A 24,880-nucleotide genomic window follows, 5' to 3' on the forward strand; every position below is an offset into this window, starting at 1 on the left:
GCTGGTCAGGAGCCAGTTTTGGCGGGTGACGGCTTCTGCCCGTTCGCCTTCGGGCCGTTCTGCTCGCTCTGTCCGTTCTTCGGCGCAGCGGCGGCAGGCGCCGAGGGAGCGGGCTTGGCGGGAGAAGGTTTGGCGGCGGCCGGAGCGGCGGCCTTCGAGGCGGGCGGCTCGGCGGGCTTACCCGCCGGCTTCTTCTCCTCGGCCTTGCTGTCGCCACCGACGAGCTTCGAAGCGTGCGGGATCACCGACTCCTCGGGCAGCGCCGCGAGCATCGCCTCGCTGCCCTTCAGGACTTCGTCGGCCTGCATGAGGCTCTTGCGGGCCTGCTCCCGGATCTCCGCCAGCCGCTCGACCTTGCGCTGGGCGGCGGTCGTGCGCTGGGCGGCGGTCGTCGTGGCCTCGTCGAGCCGGCGCTTGGCCTCGGCCGTGGCCTCGTCGATGCGGCGCTTGGCCTCCGCGGTGGCCTCGGCGATCCGGCGCTCGGCCTGGTTCTTGCTGGCCGTCTGCTGGTCGGCGATGTGCTTCTCGTGCGCGGCTCGCTGAGCCGCGATCGTCTGATCGAATTCGCGCTCGATCTTCCGGCGCTTGCGCTCGGCCTCGTTGTCCAGCAGTTCCCGGCGCTGGGCGGCTTCGACGGTCAGCCGCTGGACCTCGGCCCGCGTCTCGGCGAGCGCCGATTCGTGCTCCGAGTGCAGCGCGTCCGCCTGCTTGTCCAGCTCGGCGACGAGGCGCGTGTAGCGCTCACGGAGCTTCTTCGAAGCCTCGCTCGACGACGCCCAGTGCTTCTCGGCGGCAACCTCGGCACGCTTCGTGATCTCTTCCGCACGCGCCTGCGCGAGCGTGACGGTGCGCTGCATCCGCTCGTCGAGGTCTTCGAGCCGCTCCGGCGGTTTCTTCAGCTCCTCGATCCTGGCGTTCAGCTTCGCCACCTCGTGGCGGACGGTTTCGAGTTCGCGCGTGGCCGACGTCGCCTGCGCGATCGCGGCGTCGCGGTCGGTGATCACGCGATGCAGCTGGGCTTCGAGATGATCCAGATACTGGCGCACTTCGTTCCGGTCGAAGCCGTGCCAGGCCTGGGTGTACTCGCGCCGCAGGGGCAACAGGCCGTTGTCTCGCTCGGGAACCATGGTCACGACGGTACCTGCGTACCCGGTGTCGCCGTTGTCAGGCTTCGTGATTCACCGACGTGTGTCGGCTCTCAGCTGCGATCCCTCACCTGAACGGCCGCCACCCGTGTGCGCAGTGTCACCAATGGAAGCCGCGGCTGAGCCGAGCGAGCGCCATCGCCGCACGGGACAGATGCTGCTCACCCTTCCCGATCTTGAGCCCGCCTTCGCCGCCCGCCGCCGCGGAATCCGGGAACACCCGGAATCCTTGGTAGGCCACGGCATCCGTGAGTCCCGGCGTGAGCGTGTACGCGAGCCCGATCGCCTGCCCGGCGGGAGTGCCGATGTGCTTCGGGCGTTCCCTCAGCGCCTTCATCACCATGTCCGCGGCCTGATCCGGGGATTTGGTCGGAAACGCGTCATAGATCTTCGTCGGCCGGATCATCGGCGTGCGCACGAGTGGCATGTGGATGGTCGTGAAGGTGATTCCGTCGCCGTGGGTCTCGGTGGCGGCGATCCGGGAGAAATAGTCCAAAGCGGCCTTCGACGCCGCGTACGCCGAAAAGCGCGGCGCGATGCCCTGGACACCGATCGACGAGACGTTGACGATATGCCCGAACTTCCGCTCGGACATATGCGGCAGCACCGCGAGGATCAGCCGCACCGCGCCGAAGTAATTGATCGCCATCGCACGTTCGTAGTCGTGGAAGCGGTCGTAGGACAGTTTGATCGACCGCCGGATCGACCGGCCGGCGTTGTTCACGAGCATGTCGATCCGGCCGTGCTCGGCGAGCATCGCGTCGACGGCCTTGTGCACCGATTCCTCGTCGGTCAGATCGGCCGGGTACACCGACGCCGTGCCGCCCGCGGCGATGATCTCGTCCCGCACTTCTTCGAGCTCGTGCTGCCGCCGCGCCACGAGCAGGGGCACCCCGCCCGCGGCCGCGACCTTGATCGCGGTCGCGCGGCCGATTCCCGAGGACGCGCCGGTGATGATCACTCGGCGGCCGTCCAGTTCGCCGCGAGGCCCGTGCTTGCGGGCGCGGAACGGGTCCAGGTGCTCGCGCCAGTAGCGCCACAGGGTGGGCGCGTAGTCCTCGACCCGGGGCACCTCGACGCCCGAACCGATGAGTGCCTTGCGCGTCGACGCCGACGAGAACACCGAGGGGAACGCCATGGTCTCGAGCAGCACCGGCGGGATCCCGAGCCGCTCCAGCACGGCGTCACGCGCGATCGTGAAGCCGGGGATGTGCTCGCTCAGTTTCACCAGGCTGACGATGCCCTTGGACAAGCGGTCGTTGAGCTGCACGGAGATCGTCGGCGCGCCCGCCGCCTTCGCGAAGGCGTTGTACACCGAGACGACCGGTTGCGGTTCCGGGTTGACCAGGTGGAACGCGCGCCCGTCGAGCCCCTTCGTGGTGATCAGGGCGTTCAGCGATTCGGCGACGTAGTCGACCGGGACGACGTTGGTGTCGCCGAGGTCGGGGCCGACGATCGGCACGTCGGGCAGCCCGGCGAGCCTGCTGATCGCGGGGAACAGGTAGTACGGGCCGTCGATCTTGTCCATTTCGCCGGTCTCGGAGTTCCCGACGACGACCGAGGGCCGGTACACCCGCCACGGCACGTCCTGCTGTTCGCGCACGAGGCGCTCCGCTTCGAACTTCGTGCGGTGGTACGGCGTGATGAGCCGCTGGCCGACGTCGAACATCTCCTCGGTGAACATGCCCTCGTGGTCACCGGCGACGGCGACCGAGGACACGTGGTGCAGGCAGCCCGCGTTCAGGTCGGCGGCGAGCGCGATCACCTGCGCGGTGCCTTCGACGTTGGCCTTGATGCTGGCTTCGTCGTCGGCGGTGAGGTCGTACAGGGCGGCGAGGTGGACGACGTGATCGACGCCGCGAAGCCGCTCTCGGTCTTCCTGGCCGACGCCGAGCAGCGGCTCGCCGAGGTCACCGGTGACGAGGGTGACGCGTTCCGGATGCGGCCAGGCGTTCACGAGTTTCGCGAGTTTGTCCCGCGAGGACGCCCGGACGACGAGCGCGACCTTGTCGACGTCGTCCCTGGTGAGCAGCAGCCGGGTGAACTGGCGCCCGATCAGTCCGGTCGCCCCGGTCACCAGAAAAGTCGCCATCAGCCTCACCCTTCACCGTGCTCGCCCGCGTCCCCCGGCATTCTGCTGCATCGGCACGGCTGGGACCACCACGGCACCCGTGAAGTTACTCACGGGTAACTAGACGGGGTCGGCGATGACGACCCGGTTCTCGGCGTATCCGGTCTCCCCGCCGACCCATCGGCCGCCGCAGGTGACCAGGACTATCCGATGGGGGCCGGACTGGCCGAACAGCTCGTCCGCGCGCTGTGGCAGTTCGTTCTTCTTCAGCGTGATCAGCTGGGAGACCTTGTACTGCCAGGACTTCCCGGCCTTGTCGACCACGGTGACGGTGCCGCCGATCCGCTCGGTCCACAGCTCCGCGAAAGGACCCGTCGCGCCCTTCCAGTTCACGTGGCCGGCGAACACACTGGCGCCGGTGGCCGCGCTCAGTTCGGCGCCCCACCAGGTCACCTCACCGAGGTTCTCCGGCACGGGAAGCTCCGCCCCCGGTCCGAGTTCCTTGCGCACGAGTTTCGCCGCACCGCCCGCGGGCAGCCGGATCGTCCCCGGGCCCTGTGGTTTCGGTGCTTCGGGCGCCTTCGACGACGACGGCGGCGGTGAGGCAACCGTCGGAGTCGTGGGGACGATGTCCGGCGGAGGCGGGGTCTCCTGCTGCGCGGGAGCAGCGGGCGCGCCGCCCGCGACTGAGACGGAGACGGCCTGGGCCGTCCCCGTCACCACTGTCGTCGGCGGCCAGATGAGCAGGGCCGCGACGAGGTCCGCGCACAGGACCGTGACGGCTCCCAGCGCGAACCCGCGTCGTACTGACATTCCAGAACCTCTTAGCGTCGCGAAGACCGCCGCGCGGCCACGCCCACCATCAGCGAACCGAGGAGCGCGAGCGCGCCGACACCGAGGATGCCGGCGGTCGACGCCGAGTTCTCGACGGTGCCCTGCATCATCGCCACCGGCCGGTCGCCGGCGGGAATGGTGCGCGGTACCTCGTTGGGCGTGTTGGCGACCTTGAGCGTCAGCGTCTCACCCGGCTTGACCTCACCGCAGGCGGACGGCGGATTCTTCGGATCGAAGGCGTTGGTGTAGCCCGGCGGCGCGCTGACCTCGACCACACAGATCTCCTGCGGGGTCCGCAGGTTCTCCACGGTGACGGTGCCGTTCTCGCCTTCGGTGGTGACGACGGCGGGTTTGCCGTCGGCGCCGTTAAGGGGTTTGCCGTCGTGGCCGACCGCAGCCGTCGACTTGTCCTTCGCGGTGATCCGCAGCACGGCGCCCGCGACTCCCTTGTCGGTCTTCGCGTCGACCTTGGTCACCTGGACCTTGCCCGGCTTCGAAACGACCGCGACCCCCTGGGCCTTCAGTTCCTTCTCGCCGCCGGTCGAGACGACGTTCTGCACCCCGGTCGTGACGGGGAACTGCACGTACGGCCGGTCCGCCGGGGCCGACAGCGAACTGGACAGCTTCGGCTGGTCACCGGTCGGCGTGACCTTGACCGTGACGGTGCCGTCCTCGCCGGTCTTCACCGTGGCGGCTTTCTCGGCCTTGGTGTTCGAGGTCGACGCGGGCTTGGTGCTCTCACCGCTGTCGACGGTCGCGTTCGATGGCGTGAGCCGCACGGGCACCCCGGAGATGCCCTTGCCCTTGGCGTTCTTGACGCTGATCGTCCACTCGCCCGCGGTGCCGATGTGCTGGTCTTCCTTCGGCGGCGTGATCGCGGTGGTCCACGGGCCGCGGTTCGCTTCGGCGTCCTTGGTCATCTTCTCGAGAGCTGTGGCGGCATCGGCGTGCTGCGTCTTCAGCTTGCCGAGGGCGCCCTCGATGTCGTAGCCGATCTTCTCCGGCTCGAGGTCCGGCTTGAGGTCGGCGTCGGAACGAGGCTTCGACGTCCACGAGTGCAGCAGGTGCGCGAGCGCCGCCGCCTCGGCGTTGTCCTGCGTGCCGCCGTAGCGCAGGAGCAGATAGGAGATGTTGGCCGCGACGTCCTCCGGCAGCTTCTGTCCCCACTTGTCGAGGAGTTCGTCGCCGGGCTTGTACTTCTCCGCCGAGTCCGGCGCCTTCAGCTGGAAGCTGACACAGAAGACGTGCTTGCCGTTGACGACGTAGGAACCGAGCCAGTCGCGGTCTCTTGGCTTGCTGTCGACCGTCTGGCCGGGCGTGATCTTGTAGCCGACGCCTTCGTTCTCGGCGGCCGAGGCCGGTGTCACCGCGACGGTGGCGGACAAGGCGCCGAGCAGGCACGTCGCGATCAGGCTGGTCAAGGTGCGCGAACGCACGCTCGGGCGTGTGGTCCACCCCATGGTGTGTTGACTCCTTTGGCCGTGCTCTGCCCCGGCGCATTTACGTCGGCGCAGGCCACACGATCGATAGGTTCCCCGACACGCCTTCGGTGAGAATCCGAACACGCAACGTGGAGAGTGGCGGGTGATCAGCGGTTTTGGCAATACGGCATCAGGTGGGGTATCGGTGAACGGTCGGTGATCTCCGCCGCATACGGTGTGGGGGATGGGCGTCGCGCCGATTGTGAGTAAAGTCGTCTTTACTTCGACGGGAACCGGGCGGCCCCCGCGGTCGTTGAACCCGATGCAGGTGCCAGTAGATCCAGGAGGATCAGGTGCGATCCAGTAGCAACCCGGCGTTCCGGAATCTGCCGCGTGGCGCGGCGCAGTACGGACCCAACGTAGGCTTCAACCAACCCCAGGGCGGCGTGCCCGGCTACGGCCCTCCGCAGACCTCCGCCGGCGCCGGCGACCGTCCGATGACCGTCGACGACGTCGTCATCAAGACGGCGCTGAGCCTCGGCACCGCGCTGGTGACCGGTGTGCTCACCGCGATCTGGGCGATCAGCCAGCTGCCCGTGGACGCCGCGGGCCGGATCACCGGTATCAGCGGCGGTGTGATCGGCGCGCTCGTCGGCGGCATGCTCGTCGGCCTCGTGATCTCGCTCGTGATCATCTTCAAGCAGAAGCCGAGCGGCCCGCTCACGCTGGCGTACTCGGCCGCCGAGGGCGTCTTCCTCGGTGCGATCAGCGGCCTTTTCGAAGCGCTGTACCCCGGTATCGCGCTGCAGGCGATCATCGGCACCGCGGGTGTGTTCATCGCCATGCTGGTCGTCTACAAGACCGGTGCGGTCAAGGTCACCCCGAAGCTGACGAAGTGGATCATCGGCGCCGTCGTCGGTGTCGCGATCCTGATGCTGGTCAACCTCATCACCAGCTTCTTCGGCTTCAACCCGCTGCGTGACGGCGGGCCGATCGCGATCATCTTCAGCCTCGTGGTGATCGGTGTCGCGGCGTTCAGCTTCCTGCTCGACTTCGACCAGGCCGACCGGATGATCCGCGAAGGCATGCCGTCGAAGTGGGCGTGGTTCGCCGCCTTCGGTCTCATGACCACACTGGTCTGGCTGTACCTCGAGATCCTGCGGCTGCTGTCGTACTTCCAAAACGACTGACGCCGATTCTCCGGGAAGGGCGCTCCGAGCGATCGGGGCGCCCTTTTTCGTCGCCGCGAATACGCTGGCCCCATGACCGAGCACAGTGGCGAACCCGCCAGGCCGAAGCGTTCCAAGTGGTTCTGGGCCGGCCTCCTGGTACCGGTCGCGATCGTGGTGCTGAGCGCGTCGTCGTGGATCGTCGGCTACCTCTCGAACACGGACGACGTCCGGGTGGGGGACTGCTACGCGATCACCACTTTCGGTGACGTCGGCGAGGATCCGGCGAAGGCGGATTGCGGCTCGGCCGAGGCCAACGTGAAGGCCGGGGCGAAGACCGACGCGGGCGGCGCTTGCCCGGCGGGCGAGTACGACCAGCTCACCGTCGACAAGACCTTCGCCTCGTACAAGCTCTGCATGATGATCAACGCCAAGCAGGGCGACTGTCTCGAGAACTTTTTGGCCGACAGCGTGGCCTATCAGAAGGTCCCCTGCTCGGAGCCCGCGCGGGACGCGGAGGTTCTGAAGGTGGTCGACAGCGTCGCGACCTGTGACGACACGGACGCGACCCACCTCAAGAGCTATTCGACACCGCCGTCGACGGTTTGCGTGAAGAGCACCAGGTAGCAAGGGACCTTTGCTACCGCCGCCATCCGGCCGTGCGCGCGCCGCCGTTCGTCGCACAGTGTGGGACGGGCTGCGACCGGGCGGTCACCGGTCCTAACGTTGCTCGTCCCCCACCCCGCCGATCGACCTGGAGTCCTGGTGGCGACGACCGAAACCCAAGCCGGTGAGAAGAAACTCCTCGACTTCCCGACGTCCTGCGCCGCCCCGGTCCCGCAACCGGGGGAGCCGGTCAAGGTGGTGCCGCTGGCGGTCGCGGGTGCCCTCGCGGTCGGACTGACCTGGTACGTCTGGGCCGCGCACGGAGCGAAGTTCGGTGTCCTGCTCATCCTGGGTCTGCTGCTCGGCCTCGCGCTCTTCCACTCCCGTTTCGGGTTCACCTCGGCTTGGCGCCAGCTGATCGCGGTCGGGAACGGCCAGGGGCTTCGGGCGCACACGCTGCTGCTCGGAACGGCCGCGACGTTGATCGCGCTGATCGTGGGTACCGGATCCGGGCTCTTCGGCAGCACGCCGAATCCGACGGCGGGCGGGCTGGGGCTCGCGCTGTTCGTCGGCGCGACGATCTTCGCGATCGGTATGCAGCTGGGTGGCGCGTGCGCTTCGGGGACGCTGTTCGCGGTCGGTTCCGGTCAGTCGACGATCGTGCTGACCCTCGGCGGCTTCATCACCGGATCCGTCCTCTACACGTGGGCGTATCCGCTGCTGTCGGGCTGGCCCGAGTTCAAGGGGGTCCTGCTCGCCGACCATGTCGGCTGGTTCGGTTCGTGGGCGATCACCGTCGCCGTCCTCGCCGCGATCGTGCTGGGGACCCGGTTCGTGCAGAAGCGCCGCAACCCGCCGCCGGTCGACGTCGTGCCGACCGCGCGCGGTTTCGCCCGGATCTACCGCGGCTCCTGGCCGATCCTCGTCGGCGCCGTCGTGCTCGGGGTACTGGCGGGCGCGGTCTTCCTGGTCTCCGGCGGGATCTGGGGCGTGACGAGCGCGTTCAGCCTGTGGGGCGCCAAGATCCTTCAGGTGTTCGGCCTGCACCCCGAGACCTGGGAATTCTGGCGGATCAAGGCGAACGCGGCGTCGCTGGCGGGGCCGATCTGGAAGGACAAGAACAGCCTCACCGACATCGGCATCATGATCGGCGCGGGGGTCGCCGCCGCGGCGGCGGGCGCGTGGAAGATCCACAGCTCGATCCCGTGGCGGACCGCCGTCGCCGCGGTGCTCGGCGGCATCCTGATGGGCGTCGGCGCGCGGATGGCGGGCGGCTGCAACATCGGCGCCTACCTCGGCGGCATCTCGGTCGGCAGCCTGCACGGCTGGCTGTGGGGCGTCTTCGCGCTCGGCGGCACCTGGATCGGGCTGAAGCTGCGACCGCTGTTCGGGCTCGGCAACCCGACCCCGACGGACAGCGTCTGCTGATCACTCTTCGTGACATGTCGTACGCGGGTCTGCCCATTAGGCCCGCGTACGGGAAAAAGTTGGCAGACAAAACCTGTGTTCGGCTACCCTCGGCTACGTTCTGAGCTTGCGCATTAATGCACAAGCTCGATTGGGGAAGGCTCGGCGCGAGGCCGGGCATCGATTCCGTAGTCGCGACCGCGGGGGTCGTCGCGTCCCGGGGACACTGAGCATCAGGGACGGATTTTTCATGTCAACGCAAAGCCCGGCCGCACCGGGCGGCGACAAACTCGACGCGGGCGTGCTCAAGATCGCCGGCGTCGTCATCCTCGGCGCGATCATGGCGATCCTCGACACGACGGTCGTCAACGTCGCGCTCCAGAAACTGACCATCGAGTTCCAGACCTCGTTCGACACCATCCAATGGATCGCGACCGGCTACATGCTCGCCCTGGCGACGGTCATCCCGATCACCGGCTGGGCTTCGGACCGGTTCGGCACCAAACGCCTCTACATGACCGCGATCGGGCTGTTCCTGATCGGCTCGATGCTCGCGGGCATGGCCTGGGACGTCGAATCGCTGATCGTCTTCCGGGTCCTGCAGGGCTTCGGCGGTGGCATGCTGATGCCCGCCGGCATGACGATCCTGACCAGGGCCGCCGGACCGCACCGGATCGGGCGCGTGATGGGCGTGCTCGGGGTGCCGATGCTGCTCGGCCCGATCGGCGGGCCGATCCTCGGCGGCTGGCTGGTCGACGCGGTGAGCTGGCGCTGGATCTTCTACATCAACGTGCCGATCGGCCTGATCACCATGGCCATGGCGTGGCGCCTGCTGCCGAAGGACCGGCCGGAGCCCAGCGAGCGGTTCGACTTCCTCGGCATGCTGATGGTCTCGCCCGGCCTGGCGGCGCTGATCTTCGGTGTTTCGAACATCCCGTCGGCCGGCGGTGTCGGCGCGGTGGACGTCTGGCTGCCCGCGCTGGCGGGGGTCGCGTTGCTGGTGGCGTTCGTGGTCAGGGCGAACCGGGTGACCAACCCGCTGCTCGATCTGAAACTGTTCAAGAACCCGTCGTTCTCCGTCGCCATGGTGACGATGACGTTCTTCTGCGTCGCGTTCTTCGGCGCGATGCTGCTCCTGCCGACGTATTTCGTGCTGGCGCGAGGCGAATCGGCGATGAACGCCGGTCTGCTGCTCGCTCCGCAGGGTGTCGGCGCGATGCTGACCATGCCGATCGCGGGCCGGTTCGCGGACAAGATCGGCGCGCGGAAGATCGTGCTGCCCGGCCTCGTGCTGATGCTCGCCGGCCTGATCGCCTTCACTCAGATCACCGCGGCGACGCCGTACTGGCTGCTGCTTTCGGCGCTGTTCGTGATGGGGCTCGGCATGGGCGCGACGATGATGCCGATCACCTCGGCCGCGTTGCAGACGCTCAAATCGGAGGACATGGCGAAGGCATCGACGGCGACGAACATCCTGCAGCAGACCGCGGGCGCGATCGGTTCGGCGGTGCTGTCGATCATCCTCGCGGCGCTGCTCGCCGGGAAGTTCGGCGTGCCGACCGCGGAGGGACAGCTGGCCGCGACGGCCGCGGTGATGAACCCGGCGACGCGCGAAGCGGCCTCGGGGCTGACCGCGGACGCGTTCTCGACGACGTTCCTGTGGTCGATGATCCTGCTCGCGCTGTGCTTGATCCCGGCGGCGTTCCTGCCGAAGACCAAGCCCGCCCTTCCGGAGGGCGCGGACGGCGAGGTCGCCCCGGCCCCGCCGATCATGACCCACTAGGCGCCAGAAGAGAGCAAGGGACCTTTGCTGCCACTCGCTTAGCCTGGCTAAGTAAGCGGTAGCAAAGGTCCCTTGCTCTCTTTTGCAGGTCAGAGGATCAGGAGAGACGCTCCAGAACCATCGCCATGCCCTGGCCGCCGCCGACGCACATCGTCTCGAGGCCGAACTGCTTGTCGTGGTGCTGAAGCGAGTTGATCAGCGTCGAGGTGATCCGCGCGCCGGTCATGCCGAACGGGTGGCCGACGGCGATCGCGCCGCCGTTGACGTTCAGCTTGTCGAGGTCGATTCCGAGGTCCTTGTACGACGGGATGACCTGCGCGGCGAACGCCTCGTTGATCTCGACGAGGTCGATGTCGCCGATCGACATCCCAGCGCGGGCGAGCGCCTGCTTCGACGCTTCGACCGGGCCGTAGCCCATGATCTCCGGCGACAGCCCGGAAACACCGGTGGAGACGACGCGGGCGAGCGGCGTCAGCCCCAGTTCGCGAGCCTTGGTGTCGGACATGATGATCACCGCGGCGGCGCCGTCGTTGAGCGGGCAGCAGTTACCCGCGGTGATCCGGCCGTCGGGGCGGAAGACCGGCTTGAGGCCGGAGACACCTTCGAGGGTGACGCCGGCGCGCGGACCGTCGTCCTTCGAGACCACGGTGCCGTCCGGCAGGGTGACCGGCGTGATGTCCTTGGCCCAGAAGCCGTCCGCGATGGCCTTCTCGGCGAGGTTCTGCGAGCGGACGCCGAACTCGTCCATCTCCTCACGCGACACGTTCTTCAGTCGCGCCAGGTTCTCGGCGGTCTGGCCCATCGCGATGTAGACGTCCGGCAGGGCGCCGTTCTCACGCGGATCCGTCCAGCTGTCGGCGCCCTCGGCCGCGACCTGGGCGGTGCGGGCCTCGGCGTCGGCGAACAGCGGGTTGTGCGTGTTCGGCCAGGAGTCGGAGCTTCCGTTGGCGAAGCGGGACACGGTCTCGACGCCGGCGGAGATGAACACGTCGCCTTCGCCCGCCTTGATCGCGTGCAGCGCCATGCGGGTGGTCTGGAGGCTGGACGAGCAGTACCGGGTGATCGTGCAGCCGGGCAGATGGTCGTAGCCGAGTTCGACGGCGACGGCGCGGCCCATGTTGAAGCCCTGCTCGCCGCCCGGGAGACCACAGCCCAGCATGAGGTCTTCGATCTGCGTCGGGTCGAGTTCGGGGACCTTGTCGAGCGCGGCGCGGACCATCTGCGCGGCGAGGTCGTCCGGGCGGATGCTCACCAGCGATCCCTTGCCGGCGCGGCCGATCGGGGATCGGGCGGTGGAGACGATGACGGCTTCGGGCATGGAACGACACTCCCTTGTTTTCGATCCAGACGCGCTAAGCGGTTGCTCACCTCGCATCCTCCACCGGAGGGGGGTGCGGGTCAAAGGCGAAGGCGATCCACGCCACTCTTTTCCAGGGACACATCATCGTGCGCAGTTGAGTGGGCACATCGCGACCTGCGGCGTTTAGGCTGTGGGAGTGGAATACGTCGAGCACATCGTGGACCTCGTGGGCAACACCCCTCTGGTCAAGCTGAACGCACTGGCCGAGGGGCTCCAGCCGCTCATCCTGGCCAAGGTCGAGTACGTCAACCCCGGCGGCAGCGTCAAGGACCGCATCGCGCTGCGGATGATCGAAGCCGCGGAGCGTTCCGGCGAGCTGAAGCCCGGCGGCACCATCGTCGAGCCGACCTCCGGCAACACCGGCGTCGGGCTGGCCATGGTGGCGCAGCGCAAGGGGTACAAGTGCGTGTTCGTCTGCCCGGACAAGGTCAGCGAGGACAAGCGCAATGTGCTCAAGGCCTACGGCGCGCGCGTCGTGGTCTGCCCGACCGCGGTGGCGCCGGAGCACCCCGACTCCTACTACAACGTCTCCGACCGCCTCGTGCGCGAGATCGAGGGCGCCTGGAAACCGAACCAGTACGCCAACCCGGAGAACCCCGCCAGCCACTACCACTCGACCGGCCCGGAACTCTGGCGCCAGACCGAAGGCAAGATCACGCACTTCGTCGCGGGCGTCGGCACGGGCGGCACGATCTCGGGCACCGGCAAGTACCTCAAGGAGGTCAGCGACGGCCGCGTCCAGGTCATCGGCGCGGACCCCGAAGGCTCGGTGTACTCCGGCGGTTCCGGGCGGCCGTACCTGGTCGAAGGCGTCGGCGAGGACTTCTGGCCGGACACCTACGACCGGAACATCGCCGACCGGATCATCGCGGTGTCGGACGCGGACTCGTTCGACATCACCCGCCGCCTCGCGCTCGAAGAGGGGCTCCTCGTCGGCGGTTCGTGCGGTATGGCCGTCGCCGCGGCGCTCAAGCTCGCCGAGGGCCTCGGCCCGGACGACGTCGTCGTCGTGCTCCTGCCCGACGGTGGCCGCGGCTACCTCACCAAGGTGTTCAACGACAGCTGGATGTCCTCCTACGGCTTCCTCCCGCCGGACTCCAGCGGCAGGACCGTCGGCGACGTCCTGACGAAGAAGAGCGGCTCCCTCCCCAACCTGGTGCACAGTCACCCGAACGAGACCGTCGCCGAAGCGGTGGCGATCCTTTCCGAGTTCGGCGTCAGCCAGATGCCCGTGGTCAGCGCGGAACCGCCGGTCATGGCGGCCGAAGTCGTCGGCGCCGTCAACGAGCGTGATCTCCTCGAGGCGCTCTTCACCGGCAAGGCGCAGCTGGCCGACCGGCTCGAGCAGCACATGTCGCCGCCGCTGCCGACCATCGGCGCCGGTGAACAGGTGAGCGTGGCGATGAACGCGCTCTCGGGCGCGGACGGCGCGCTGGTGCTGGTCGACGGCAAGCCGGCGGGGGTCGTCACCCGGCACGACCTGCTCGCGTTTCTCGCGGGACGGTAAAGAGGCATTTCATCGGATGGTCGGGCCGGGGCGTTACGAGCGGCCCGACCCGCTATCCGATAGCGTGTCCGGTGAGTTGAACTTTTATGTCCTCGTCAAGGGGGTTCAAGACCCAAATGAGTGCTCCGCAGCCACCGAATCAGCCTTGGGGTGGCGCCCAGCCACCGCAGGGACCCCCGAGTGGCCCTCAGCCGCAGCAAGACAACCCGTTCGGTTCCCCGGAACCGACCCAGGTGGTCCAGCCCGGCCAGCCCGCTCAGCCCGACTACGGGCAACCGCAGTACGGGCAGCAGCCCTCCTATGAGCAGCAGCCCCAGGGAGGCGGGTTCGGCGACACGCCGGAGCCCACGCAGGTCGTGCAGCCGGTCCAGCCGGGTTCCGGTGACGCGAACGCGACCCAGGTCGTGCAGCCGGTGAGCGGCGGCGGGGAAAGCCCCACCGCCGAGTCCACCCAGCTCGTGCCGCCGGGTTCGCAGCCGCCTGCCATCCCGTACGCCCCGCCGCCGAGCGCGGCCGACAACCCGTCCGCCGGTGCCTACGGCGCCCAGGGCGGCGGTTTCGGTCAGCAGCAGGGCTTCGGCCAGCCCCAGCAGGGTGGCTTCGACCCCTCGCAGGGCCAGCAGCAGCAGGGCTTCGGCCAGCCGCAGCAGGGCTTCGGCGGACCGCCGCAGGGCGGCTTCGGCCAGCAGCCCGGTTTCGGCGGACCGCCACAGGGCTACAGCCCCGCCGCCGCGGGCGGTGGCGGCGGGAACCCGATGTTCGGGTTCATCGCCGGTGGCGTCGTGGCGTTGCTCGGCCTGATCGCCTTGATCGTGTCGTTCGTCTACTTCGGTGACGCCAGCGACTATTCGAAGGTCTTCGACGGCGCTCCGAACCAAGAGCAGATCGAAAAGTTCCTGGACGAGGCCGGTGTGGTCGGTCCGGGGGCGACCTGGTTCTACGTGATCATGCTTCTGGTCGGGTCGCTCGTCTCCCTCGCCGGTGGCGTGGGGCTGGCCCTCGCGGGCAAGCTCCCCGGCACGGTGAAGAAGATCGCGCCGATCGTCGTCGCCGCCGGTGGTGCGCTGCTGGTGCTGTTCGGCGTCCTCCTGCTCAGCGGTTCGACCCCGTCGTCGGACTTCCTGGACAAGCTGCCGCCGTCCGCCAGGGAAGGCGCCGGTATCGGCGGTGGCCTGCTGCACCTGCTCCTCGGCATCGTGATCCTGATCGTCGGTGTGCTGGGCCTGATCCCGGCGACCGCGCAGTTCGTGGGTCTCGGTGGCGGCGGTTCGGTGCTGGGTGCCCCGCAGGGCGGCCAGCCCGGCGGTTTCGGTGGCCCGCCGCAGGGTGGCTTCGGCCAGCCCGGTCAGTCGGGCCAGCCCGGTCCGTACGGTCAGCCGCAGGGTGGCTTCGGCCAGCCCGGTCAGCCGTCTTCGGGTGGTTTCCCGCAGCAGGGGCAGCCCGGTGGTTTCGGGCAGCAGCCCGGGCACCAGGGTCCGCCCAGCGGTGGTTTCGCTCAGCCGGGTCAGCAGCAGGGTGGCTTCGGCCAGCCTCCGCAGCAGCCCGGCGGTTTCGGGCAGCAGCCCGGCCAGCAGGGTCCGCCCAGCGGTGGTTTCGGCCAGCCGGGCCAGCAGCCCGGTCAGCCCCCGCAGCAGTGGTGATTCGCCGCCACTGAACGGTTTCACTCGGAACACCCCCGGCCCGCGGCCGGGGGTGTTCCGTTTCGCCCGGGTATCCCCGATTCGCCTGCCACGGCCAGGTTCCGGAGGCTAGGGTGAGCGCCGTCAACCCACACCTGGCCGACGGGAGCGACGTGACCGGTCCGTACGGATATCCCGCACAGCAGCCCGGACCGGCTTATGGGTATCCCGCGCCGCAGGCCCGGCCCTCCGGGGCGACGGCGATCATCGCCGCGGTGCTCGGCCTCGTCGGTGCCCTCGCGTCGGGCTTCATCCCGATCCGCTACTTCATCGAGCTCCCGTCGGGGTTCAGCCTCTCGAACCTGCCGGGCTTCGCGCTCGTCGAGCTGGTGCTGTACCTGCTCGCCGCGTTGTTCCTGCTGATGGGCGCGTTGACCACGTTCTTCCGCTCGTTGATCGGCGCCATCCTGCTGATCCTCGGTTCGCTGCTCGCCATCGTGGCCGTCGTGCTGGAACCGATCGCCTTCCGCGTGCCGTACCGGATCCACCTCGACTTCCTGCTCCGGTTCGCGACCTTCGACGGCGTCCTCCGCCTGGCCATGGTCGTGTTCGGACTGCTCGCGCTCCTGCTGGCGGTCCTCCCGCCGACTTTCAGGTATCTGCGCTGGCGGCCCGCGCCGGTGCAGCCGTACCGGCCGCAGAACCAGTCCCCCCAGCAGGGCGGATGGTGAGATCCGGCGTACTTTTCGGGCAAGGAATTCGACAGGGGGAGACATGACCTTCCAGCAATACCCGCCGCAGGGATACCCGGCACCGGGTGCCTACCCGCCGGGGCCGATGCGGCAGCCGAGCGGCGCGACCGCGATCATCGCCGGGATCCTCGCGATCCTCGGCGGGCTCTGGTTCCTCGCCGGGCTGGTGTCCCACATCATCGAGCTGTCCGACTACTTCATTTCGTTCCTGCTGGTCGGGGCGGCGCTGGACCTCGTCAGCGCGGCCTTGCTCTTGGGCGGCGGGATCATGCTGCTCCTGCGCAAGCGGGCCGGACGGGTGCTCACCGTGATCGGAGCCGCGTCCGCCATCGGGTTCGTGGCGCTGACCTTCCTGCTCCGGGCGTTCGACGTGCATTACCACTTCTCGTACAGCGGGGTGACCCTGTTCTTCGGCTTCGGCTGGCTCCTCTTCGTGGTCCTCATCCCGGCGATCGCGACCCTCGTGCTGGCGCTGGTCCCGCCGACGGTGCGCTGGCTGGCGGCGAAGCCACAGGCCGGCGCCGCGCAACCGCCGAACTTCGGATATCCACCGCCGCAGCCCGGATACCCGCCGGCCCCCGGTGCCCAGCAGCAGGGACAGCCGCCCGGGCAGTGGTGAGTTCGATCCCAGACGATGGGATCGCGCAGGGGTGGTCGTACCCTTGACGGTATGGCCGACGATTACTCTCTGCTGGGCTTCGAGACGCGCGCGATCCACGCCGGGCAGACCCCTGATCCCCGGACCGGCGCGGTCATCGTGCCGATCTACCAGACCTCGACTTACGCGCAGGACGGCGTCGGCGGCACGCGCGAAGGCGACTACGAGTACTCCCGCACCGCGAACCCCACGCGCACCGCGCTGGAGGTCGCGCTGGCGGCGCTCGAAGGCGCGCGGCACGGTCTGGCGTACGCGTCGGGGATGGCGGCGAGTGACGTCCTGCTGCGGGCGACCCTTCGGCCCGGAGACCACCTCGTGCTCGGCAACGACGCGTACGGCGGCACGTTCCGCCTGATCGACAAGGTGCTGAGCCTGTGGGGCGTCGAGCACACGGTCGCCGACCTGGGGAACATCGATGAGGTCCGCGCGGCGATCCGGCCGGAGACGAAGCTGATCTGGTGCGAGTCGCCGACGAACCCCATGCTGGGGATCGCCGACATCGCCGCGCTGGCCGAGGTCGCGCACGGCGCCGGCGCCCGCCTGGTCGTCGACAACACCTTCGCCACCCCGTACCTGCAGAACCCGCTTTCGCTGGGTGCCGACGTCGTCCTGCACTCGACGACCAAGTACCTCGGCGGGCACTCCGACGTCGTCGGCGGCGCGATCTTGACGAACGAGGACGAGTTGCGCGAGCAGCTGTTCTACCTGCGCAACGCGGCGGGCGCGGTGCCCGGCCCGTTCGACGCGTGGCTGACCCTGCGCGGGATCAAGACGCTCGCGCTGCGGATGGAGCGGCACAGCGACAACGCCGAACTGATCGCCCGGATGCTGCTGAAGCACCCGAAGGTCGAGCGCGTCTACTACCCGGGCCTGCCGGAGCACCCCGGGCACGAGGTCGCCTCGAAGCAGATGCGGCGCTTCGGCGGGATGATCTCGTTCACCCACATCGACGGCGAGCAGGCCGCGCTCGACGTCGCGTCGAAGACGAAGCTGTTCATCCTCGCCGAGTCGCTGGGCGGGATCGAATCGCTCATCGAGCATCCCGGCAAGATGACCCACGCGAGCACCGCCGGGTCCACCCTGGAGGTGCCGGACAACCTGCTGCGCCTGTCCGTCGGCATCGAGGACGGCAGCGACCTGGTCGACGATCTGGCCAAGGCCCTGGGCTGACCGCCGCCGAGCCCAGGGAGTGAGCAAGGGACCTTTGCTTCCACTCGCTTAGCCGAGCTAAGTAAGTGGGAGCAAAGGTCCCTTGCTCTGTTCGCGCTGGTCAGCGCGGTGTGGTGGGAGGAATCGCCCGGTTATGGGCGGTAGTTGCTGGGCGTGACGCCGCTCTTCGAGTCGGCCTCGTGCGAAGTACCCTTCGGCACGGCGGACAGCTCGGAGCCGTCGACGCAGCCGCCGACGAGTTCGATGTGGTTGTCGTGCCGGATGTACTGGCCCGGATCCACGCAACCGGCGCGGTCGACCGTGTAGACGGCGGCGCCGGTCAGCAGCGCGGCCGAAGTGAGAGCCAGCACGACCGGGAGCATCCCGGCGGAGCGGGTCGCCCGGACCCTGCCGATGTTCCCCCGTGCCATGTGCGCTCCCTGGTCGCCTTCGCCGCCGTCGTCAAGAGTACCCGGACCGTGAACTTGTCACGTGACGTATCCGTCAGGTGGCATCATCCGGCCGTGAAATCGGCGAGTCCTAAGTGGACGGTTGGCCGGTGATCGCGGCGACCGCGAGTGCGCGTTCGGGCTCTCCGACCTCCGGCGGGGTGAACCGTAGCGCCCGGATGTGGCCGAGCAACTCGGGATCGGGCGCCACGTCGTGCTCGCGTAGGTAGTAGGCGACCGCACCCGGCCAGTACCACCGGCCGTCCGTGCGGAAGTTCAACGGCACCAGCGGTTCCCGGTCGGGATCGAAGGCGTCGGCGTCGTAGCTCCGTGACGCCAGCACGACCGGGGCGGCGTCGAGATACGCCAGCACGCGATCCCGCTCGGCCGGGGAAAGCGGCTCACGGTTCACCACCGGGCGTCCGGACTCGTCGAGACCGTCGTAGACGCGGGGCGACTTCAGCGCCTCCGGGGTCTCGGCGAGCGGAGTCGCCACCGAAGGCGCGGTCGCCGGCACGACGTCGAGCCCGGCGCGCTGCCGCAGCCACGGCGGGATGCTCTCCTCGGCGCGCGGGAAGAAACGCAGTTCGTCCTGGAAGCCGATCGGAGGCGGCGCCTGCCGCCACGGCGGCTCCACATCCGCGAGGAAGTCCGTACTGAGCACGGTCGCCGAGCCGTAGACCAGGATCGCGCTCAGCCAGGTCCCGCGGCCGGGCTGGTACATCCCCGCCCGCAGGTTCCCGAGCAATTGCACGGCATCCGGGCTCGGCTGTGCCGGTCGCGGCAGACCGTCCGGACCGGTGACGAGCAGGTCGACCTCGACATGCCTGCCCGCCGCCCGGTATTCGACGCGCATCTGCTGCCAGCCAGGCGGCAGCGGTGTGGCGAGGGCATGGCCGATCTGCCAGACGAGCTGCTGTTGCTGCTGCTGGTTCAACGGCACCTGTGGTCGGCTCATGTCCCCTCACTCACGCGACTGACGAACTCACTGGGGCTGGGCACCCGAGGCGGCCAGACCGCGTTTGAACCAGTCCGGCATGTACTCCTCGCCGCGGGGGAACCGTTCCTGCTCCAGCGCGAACTCGTCCGGGGACGGGTACGGCTGGAAGTCGGGCTCGTTCTGCCAGTTGTACTGCACCCGGAATCGCGACGGAGGTTCGATGACGAGCCTGGCCGAGAACCAGGTTCCTTCGCCGTCCTGGTACATCCCGCCGCGCAGGCGCTGGAACATGCGCCACGTCTCGACGGACGGTTCCCACACCTGATAAGTGCCGTTCGGGTCGAGCACGCCGACCGCGACGTCGATGTTCTTGCCGACCACCCGGTAGTCCAGCACCACCTCACGCCAGCCCGGCGGCAGCGCACCGACCACGGACAAGGTGATCTCGCCCAGAAGCTCGTTCTGGGCGATGGGGTCGAGCTGAGGCCATTGAGCAGCCATCCGGTAAAACCTCCTCGTGGTCACCGCCTCGGTAGCGGCGACCCATCATGGCACGGTGCGGGTTCAGGCCGGTGTTTCCCGTTCCTGCTCCAGTTGTACGCCTTGGGCGACCAAATCCCGCAACCACTGCGGCACGTGTTCCTCGTTCCGCGGGAAGGCTTCCAGGTCGCGGGTGAAGGTGGTCGGATGCAACGGCGGCCACCAGTTCGGGTCTTCGTCGAAGTTGAACGTGAACTCGGGTGCCGCACCGGACGTCAGCACGAGCTTCGCCGAGAACCACGTTCCGCGACCTGGTTCGTACATCCGGGTCCGCAGTTCGCGGAAACCGCCGCGCACCGCGGCGGGCAGGTCGATGTCACCGCTCCGCCCGTCGGCCAGCCGGATCTCCGTGGCGTAGTCGTAGGCCAGCACGGTCGCGGACACGGTGAGGCTGATCTTCGCCCAGCCGTCCGGCGCGGCCTCCGTCAGCGCGGACGCGATACCGGTGGTCAGCTCGTCCGTCATGAGTTCGCTCCGTAATGGGTGTCCGGGCCGTAATTGACCTTGGAAGGATCATTCGGGAAGTCGCGTTGCCTGGTCACCCGCGACACCTCGACCGGCCCGGGGAGAAGCTCACCCCGACTGTCGACCGCGTAGACGACTTCCTGCCAGCGCATGGTCACGTTCTCCGGGATGCCGTTGCTGTCGCCTTCCATCCGGACCTGATAGTTCTCGATCTTCTGGCCGGGCACGTCGGCGAACTTGCCCAGCTCCGCCTCTTGCGCCCGCCAGGACGCGTCATGGATCCAGCCGTCCTTGTAGTGGCCACTGTTGGAAGCGGCCATCTGCGGATGCATGTTGACGTATTCGCCCGGGCCACCCATCTCATGCGCCGAGAAATGCCCGCCCGCCCATTCGACGTGCGCGTACTTGTCTTGGTACACCGGGTGATCCTGGTAGGCCGCCTTGCCTTCCTTGCCCGACCTGCCCTGCGACGTGTCGTCGCGGAAGTCGTCGTGTTTCCCCTTGAAGACCGGATCGCCGGTCATCGCGCTCGGCTTCCCGTTGTCACCGACTTCGAAGGTCCAGTGCTTGCTCGGGTCGTGGAAGTTGGGGACCCGGTACTGCGTGTTGGGCTGCAGGGGGTAGCGCAGGTCGGGGTTGTGGAAGGGCTTCGACGTCGGCAGCGTCGTCTCGACGTGCGTCACCCTGCCGGTGTCGTCGGTGAAGAACCGGCTGGTGGCACCGTTCTTGTACTCCACCTTGTACTCGGCGTTCATCGCCAGCGGCTTTTCCCCGCGCAGAGCCTGCGGAACCCCTTCGGGATCCGGCTGGCGGTTCCGGGTGCGCGGGTGGACGTCCTCGATGACCTTGGGCGAGTCGATCGGATCGTGCCCGCCGCCCACACGATCCCGCGGCCCCGAGAAGTCCGAGTCGGCCCCGCGGTCCCAGGTGGCGAACCGCTCGTTGAACTCCGGCGAGTCGCGGCTGATCGTCCGGGGCTTGGGAACGTCGTCGTACGGCGGATGACCGGCGTCGTCGCCGTCGCCGCGGCTCTGGGCGCTGTCGGCGTCCACGTCCTGCTTGTCCGCGTGCGAGGTGTCCGGGGTGAAGCCGTCGTCGCTCGCCCGGCGGGCGGTGCCGTCGGGGCTGTGGACGTCCCATTCGCCGTTCGGCGGGATCTTGGGCCGGGGGCGCCCGTCGGGGCCGATCTCGTAGTCGGACGAGAAGACGCGGCCGTTCGAGTCGGTCCACGCCGGCTTGCTCGGCGCCATCACCTCGGTGTCGAGTTCCCGCGACAGGCGGCGTGCGAAGTCGTTCGAGCCGGCGTCGCAGCCGATGAGGCGGATCGGGCGGCCGTCGTAATCCCCGTTGCGCCGCAGGATGTCCGCGAACTCTTCCGGGGTGTAGGTGCGGTTGCCGATACGGGCGTGCCCGTCCGGCGTGACGTGCACGTCGACGGTGTAGCGGCCGTCCGGATCCGGCTGGACCCGGTGCGGCAGGTCGCCCATGTCCGAGTCGCCGCGGTGGTACGAGCTGCCCGCAGGAGTGCTCTCGGAATGCCGTTGGTTGACCTCGTCCGGCGTGAGCGGACGATCCGGCTCGCCGTCGGGCGCGCGGTCGTGCGGTGTGCCGTCGGGATGACCGTTCGGGTCCTGGCGCAGTCCGTGCCCGTCGGGGCCGTGACCGTCCGGCGAATGCGGCGGCCCGGAATGCCCACCGGGGCCGCGGCCGCCCGGACCGGTGTTGCCGGGACCCGTGCCGCCGGGCCGGTTGCCGGGGCCGTGCGTGCCCGGCGCGCCGGTGTGCGGCTGGGCGCCGGGACCGAAGTCGTTGCCCCGGGCGACCGGCTGAGGCTGGTTCGGCCGTCCGCCGGGACCGGTCTGGCCGGGACCGCGGCTGGGGCCGGTGTGGGTGTCGGGTGTGCGGGGGGCGTTCGTGTCCGGGGTGCGCGGAGAACCGGGCGTTCCCGTCCAGCCGCCACCCTGCGGCCTGCCGCCGGGCGAACCCGGGGTGCCGCCGGGCGTGCCACCCGGAGCGCCTTGCGGAGGCATACCGCCGGTCATCGGCTGGCCCTGCGGCGGGACACCGTGCGAGGCGTCGCCACCGGGACCGCCGCGCTGCGAAGGCAGGTGGGACGGGCCGGCGTCGCCGAGTCGCGGTGCCGTGGGCGCGGTGCCGCTGGTCGTCGTTCCGCTGTCGGTCGGCCGGGTGGGGCTGCCGCCGTCGTTGCCGCCGTGGTGGCCGGGCGACGGGTCGGACCGAGGGGTGGGCGAGCCGCCACCGTCACCGCCGTGTGTCCGGGGCGAGCCGCCGCCGTCGCCGGCGTGGCTGGACGAGCCGCCGGTGTCCGCGCGGGTGTGTGGTGCCGGGGAGCCGCCGTCGGGAGTGTGGCTCGGGGAGCCTGTGTCCGTCCGTGTGTGTGGTGCGGGCGAACCGCCGTCGGGAGTGTGGCTCGGGGAACCTCCGCTGTCCGTCCGCGTGTGCGGAGCGGGCGAGCCGCCGTCAGGGTTGTGGTTCGGGGAGCCGCCGGCGTCAGTGCGGGTGTGTGGTGCGGGGGAGCCGCCGTCGGGAGTGTGGCTGGGCGAGCCGCCGGTGTCCGTCCGCGTGTGCGGGGCGGGCGATCCGCCGGTGTCCGCGCGGTTCGGGGTGGGCGAACCGCCATCTGACGCGCGGTTCGGGGTGGCGGAATCTCCAGGAGCGCCACCGTCGGACCGGGTGTGCGGCGTCGACGTGTCGGAACGGGCGGTGCTGGGGGAACCATCACCGCCGGCGGGATTTCCGTCCGAAGTGGACGGTCCGTCGCCGGTACGGTTGGGGGAGCCGCCGTCGGAGCGGGGGGACGAGCCGCCACCGTCTCCGCCACGAGTGGTGTTCGACGGGGTGTCTCCGCTGGATCCGCCGTTCGAGCCCGAACCGCTGGTGTCTCCGCCGGAGCCGTCGTTGGGACCGCTGTCGGTATCGCCGGAATTGCCGCCGGAGCCGTCGTTGGGACCGCTGTCGGTATCGCCCGAGTTGCCCCCGGAGTTGTCGCCGTTGGAGCCGCTGCCGGAACCGTCGCCACTGCCGGAACCTGAGCCGTCGCCGTCCGGGCCGTCGCCGGAACCTGAGCCGTCGCCGTCCGGGCCGTCGCCGGAGCCCGAGCCGCCACCGCCGGTCCCGCCGGATCCGCCGCCGCTGCCGCCGCGCTGGACGAACCCGCCCGGCTTGATGTTCTTGGTGTTGATGACGTCGAGGCCGGTGACCTTGCCCGCGATCTTGCCGAAGATCTTGATGATCTTCTCGAAGACGTCGACCAGTTTGCCCAGCAGCGGCGAGACCCGCCGCATCGCGTCGCAGAGTTCCTTGAGCTTGTCGGCGATCTTCGCGGCCCACTTGGCGATCGCGGTGACGGCCTGCGCGACCACCACGGGGGTGCCGAAGCCCAGGGAGAACACCGTCTCCATGACCCATGCGATGAGCTTGCCGACCGCGTCCGCGATCAGCTGGCGGATGAACTCGCGGACGAACGCGACGATCTCGCCGAAGATCATCACGACGGTGCTGATCCCGCCCGCGACCGTCGCCGCGCCGCTGATCGCCTCGGCCTGTTCCGCGGCCTGCTTGCGGTACTGGTCGGCCGCGTCGCCCGTCCAGCCGGACGTGCCGTTCTTGACCGCGTTCGAGAACTCGACCTGGGTGTCTTCCAGTTTCTTGGCGACGTTGCCCCAGGTTTCGGAGTATGACTGGATGACCGGCGGATCGCCGGCGACCGCGTCCAGCATGTCCTTCAGCGGCTGCATGTGTTCCATCAGGAACGACGCCACCGACGACATCAGGTAGCCGAACGGGTCGATCGCGGCGCTGGCCATCTCGCCGGCGAGGCTCAGCACACCGAGCCCGCCACCGATCCAGTCACCGTTCGAGATGCCGTTGAAGGCGTCCATGGCCGACTCGGCGACGCCGATGCCCGCCGCGTAGCCGTACTCGCTGTTCCCTGCCGTCAGCGGTCCGGGGCCGTCGCCATCGGTCGGTGCCTTCGCGACGAGCGGGTTTCCCTCGGGCATCAGTCAGGTACCTGCACGTTCTTGAATTCGGCGGCGAAGTTCTCGTCCTGCGTCTGGTAGGCGTTCGACGCGGACCGCACGTTGTTCGCCACCGCCATCGCGGCCTCGACGGCCTTGTTCAGCGCGTTGATGCCGAACTCCTCGACCGGGTCGAGCATCATCCGGAACGGCTGGCAGATGATGCCGTACGCGTCGGTCGGCATGCTCACCTGCTGCGCGGCGTCGACCGCCGTGCGCAGGCCGTCGGCGATGCCGTCGATCTGCTTGGCGTGCGCGTCGAGGTCGGCGCCGAGCTCATAACCCTTGCCTGCCATGGTTTCTCCCCTCTACCAGGCCGGATGGACGTCTACGAAAGGATGCTGCCGCCGAACTCGTCGTCATCGTCGTCCTGTGTGCGGCGGCGGCGTGGGATCGGCTTCGGCTGAGGTGGATTCTGAGGCGAGTTCGCCTGCGCCGGCGGCGTCGGGGGCTCTTCCTCTTCCGGCCCGAAGCGGTGGTGCCGCTCGGGAACCGGCGGGGTGAGGTTCTCCTCCGGCGGGGCTTCCGGGAAGGTGCTCTGCGCCTCCGCGATGACCCGGTTCGCCGTCTCGTCGGTGGTTCCGACCGTCTCGGCCATCGCCGCCTGCAGCAGCTCTGGGATCCGGGACTGCGCGAGCTGGACGAGGCGCATGACCTGCGAAGAGACCTCCGCCATCCGTTTGCCGCTCGCGGCTTCGGAGATGACCAGGTTCGTGAGCAGGCCCTTCGAGTCGATCGTGACCTCGATGGTGTTGTCCTTCGACCGCTCGGTCACGGTCTGGCCCTGCATGCGGGCGGCCATCGCCTGATAGCGCGCGGCGGTCTCCTGGATCTGCTTCGTCCAGTTGTCCACCATTCGTTCGCTGGCGTCGACGTTGTCCGGCATCGGGACCCTTCCAAAAGCTGCGTGCTGACGTCTTCACACTGACGGTCCGAAGAAGCCTTCGGTTCCGGAGTGCTCGAAG

At 69.0% G+C, this 24,880-nt stretch carries 21 protein-coding genes; 9 read left to right on the top strand and 12 right to left on the bottom strand.

The features are described 5' to 3' along the window. Positions 1-5 precede the first annotated feature (5 nt). From BLW75_RS30575 to BLW75_RS30590, 4 genes are all read right to left on the bottom strand, one after another. Complete coding sequence (locus tag BLW75_RS30575) at positions 6-1,127, bottom strand: coiled-coil domain-containing protein (protein WP_034305928.1); 1,122 nt, start codon at positions 1,125-1,127, stop codon at positions 6-8. A gap of 118 nt (positions 1,128-1,245) precedes the next feature. Then, entirely contained in the window at positions 1,246-3,237 is a 1,992-nt protein-coding gene (locus tag BLW75_RS30580; protein ID WP_034305482.1) for an SDR family oxidoreductase, read from the bottom strand. A 99-nt stretch (positions 3,238-3,336) separates the two neighbouring features. Next, positions 3,337-4,029 carry a class F sortase gene (locus BLW75_RS30585; RefSeq protein ID WP_034305479.1) on the bottom strand — a complete coding sequence of 231 codons (693 nt, stop codon included), beginning with the start codon at positions 4,027-4,029 and terminating at the stop codon, positions 3,337-3,339. An 11-nt stretch (positions 4,030-4,040) separates the two neighbouring features. Continuing rightward, positions 4,041-5,510, bottom strand: a complete 1,470-nt coding sequence (locus tag BLW75_RS30590; protein WP_034305476.1) for a SpaA isopeptide-forming pilin-related protein — start codon at positions 5,508-5,510, stop codon at positions 4,041-4,043. A gap of 314 nt (positions 5,511-5,824) precedes the next feature. On the opposite strand from BLW75_RS30590, the gene BLW75_RS30595 reads away from it, so the two are divergent. The 4 genes from BLW75_RS30595 to BLW75_RS30610 all read left to right on the top strand — a co-directional run bounded on the left by BLW75_RS30595 (position 5,825) and on the right by BLW75_RS30610 (position 10,436). After that, positions 5,825-6,661, top strand: coding sequence for a Bax inhibitor-1/YccA family protein (locus tag BLW75_RS30595; protein ID WP_034305474.1), 837 nt, complete (start codon positions 5,825-5,827; stop codon positions 6,659-6,661). Between the two features lie 72 nt (positions 6,662-6,733). Further along, the gene (locus tag BLW75_RS30600) at positions 6,734-7,267 is read left to right on the top strand and encodes an LppU/SCO3897 family protein (RefSeq protein WP_034305471.1); all 534 of its coding nucleotides are present in this window, start codon (positions 6,734-6,736) and stop codon (positions 7,265-7,267) included. A 138-nt stretch (positions 7,268-7,405) separates the two neighbouring features. Next, positions 7,406-8,674 (top strand): YeeE/YedE family protein, encoded by a 1,269-nt coding sequence (locus BLW75_RS30605; RefSeq protein ID WP_034305469.1) that lies wholly within the window; start codon positions 7,406-7,408, stop codon positions 8,672-8,674. 229 nt (positions 8,675-8,903) lie between these two features. Beyond that, on the top strand, positions 8,904-10,436 hold the full coding sequence (locus BLW75_RS30610; RefSeq protein ID WP_034305467.1) for a DHA2 family efflux MFS transporter permease subunit: 1,533 nt from the start codon (positions 8,904-8,906) through the stop codon (positions 10,434-10,436). A gap of 97 nt (positions 10,437-10,533) precedes the next feature. Here the strand turns inward: BLW75_RS30610 and BLW75_RS30615 are convergent, their stop codons facing one another. Next, positions 10,534-11,754: an acetyl-CoA C-acetyltransferase gene (locus BLW75_RS30615; RefSeq protein WP_034305463.1), complete on the bottom strand. Its 1,221-nt coding sequence runs from the start codon at positions 11,752-11,754 to the stop codon at positions 10,534-10,536. A 178-nt stretch (positions 11,755-11,932) separates the two neighbouring features. Between BLW75_RS30615 and BLW75_RS30620 the strand changes: the two genes are divergently transcribed. From BLW75_RS30620 to BLW75_RS30640, 5 genes are all read left to right on the top strand, one after another. Beyond that, positions 11,933-13,303: a cystathionine beta-synthase gene (locus tag BLW75_RS30620; RefSeq protein WP_034305925.1), complete on the top strand. Its 1,371-nt coding sequence runs from the start codon at positions 11,933-11,935 to the stop codon at positions 13,301-13,303. Between the two features lie 233 nt (positions 13,304-13,536). Continuing rightward, positions 13,537-14,943: a DUF4064 domain-containing protein gene (locus BLW75_RS30625; RefSeq protein WP_034305462.1), complete on the top strand. Its 1,407-nt coding sequence runs from the start codon at positions 13,537-13,539 to the stop codon at positions 14,941-14,943. Between the two features lie 113 nt (positions 14,944-15,056). After that, positions 15,057-15,653 carry a hypothetical protein gene (locus BLW75_RS30630; RefSeq protein ID WP_241783235.1) on the top strand — a complete coding sequence of 199 codons (597 nt, stop codon included), beginning with the start codon at positions 15,057-15,059 and terminating at the stop codon, positions 15,651-15,653. Between the two features lie 43 nt (positions 15,654-15,696). Next, the gene (locus BLW75_RS30635; protein WP_034305460.1) at positions 15,697-16,293 is read left to right on the top strand and encodes a hypothetical protein; all 597 of its coding nucleotides are present in this window, start codon (positions 15,697-15,699) and stop codon (positions 16,291-16,293) included. 51 nt (positions 16,294-16,344) lie between these two features. After that, complete coding sequence (locus BLW75_RS30640) at positions 16,345-17,502, top strand: cystathionine gamma-synthase (protein ID WP_034305458.1); 1,158 nt, start codon at positions 16,345-16,347, stop codon at positions 17,500-17,502. 131 nt (positions 17,503-17,633) lie between these two features. Here the strand turns inward: BLW75_RS30640 and BLW75_RS30645 are convergent, their stop codons facing one another. From BLW75_RS30645 to BLW75_RS30675, 7 genes are all read right to left on the bottom strand, one after another. After that, on the bottom strand, positions 17,634-17,912 hold the full coding sequence (locus tag BLW75_RS30645; protein WP_034305455.1) for a hypothetical protein: 279 nt from the start codon (positions 17,910-17,912) through the stop codon (positions 17,634-17,636). A gap of 109 nt (positions 17,913-18,021) precedes the next feature. After that, positions 18,022-18,888, bottom strand: coding sequence for a ferredoxin (locus BLW75_RS30650; RefSeq protein WP_034305453.1), 867 nt, complete (start codon positions 18,886-18,888; stop codon positions 18,022-18,024). 27 nt (positions 18,889-18,915) lie between these two features. Beyond that, positions 18,916-19,371 (bottom strand): hypothetical protein, encoded by a 456-nt coding sequence (locus tag BLW75_RS30655; RefSeq protein ID WP_034305450.1) that lies wholly within the window; start codon positions 19,369-19,371, stop codon positions 18,916-18,918. A 63-nt stretch (positions 19,372-19,434) separates the two neighbouring features. Next, entirely contained in the window at positions 19,435-19,875 is a 441-nt protein-coding gene (locus BLW75_RS30660) for a hypothetical protein (protein WP_034305449.1), read from the bottom strand. Then, positions 19,872-23,897 (bottom strand): hypothetical protein, encoded by a 4,026-nt coding sequence (locus BLW75_RS30665; RefSeq protein ID WP_241783233.1) that lies wholly within the window; start codon positions 23,895-23,897, stop codon positions 19,872-19,874. The genes BLW75_RS30660 and BLW75_RS30665 overlap by 4 nt, the downstream gene beginning before the upstream one ends. Next, positions 23,897-24,211, bottom strand: coding sequence for a type VII secretion target (locus tag BLW75_RS30670; RefSeq protein WP_034305447.1), 315 nt, complete (start codon positions 24,209-24,211; stop codon positions 23,897-23,899). Before BLW75_RS30670 ends, BLW75_RS30665 begins: the two co-directional genes overlap by 1 nt. 32 nt (positions 24,212-24,243) lie before the next feature. Further along, positions 24,244-24,801 (bottom strand): YbaB/EbfC family nucleoid-associated protein, encoded by a 558-nt coding sequence (locus BLW75_RS30675; RefSeq protein ID WP_034305445.1) that lies wholly within the window; start codon positions 24,799-24,801, stop codon positions 24,244-24,246. Between the last annotated feature and the right edge of the window lie 79 nt (positions 24,802-24,880).

The organism is Amycolatopsis lurida (genome assembly GCF_900105055.1).
Taxonomy (GTDB): Bacteria; Actinomycetota; Actinomycetes; order Mycobacteriales; family Pseudonocardiaceae; genus Amycolatopsis; species Amycolatopsis lurida.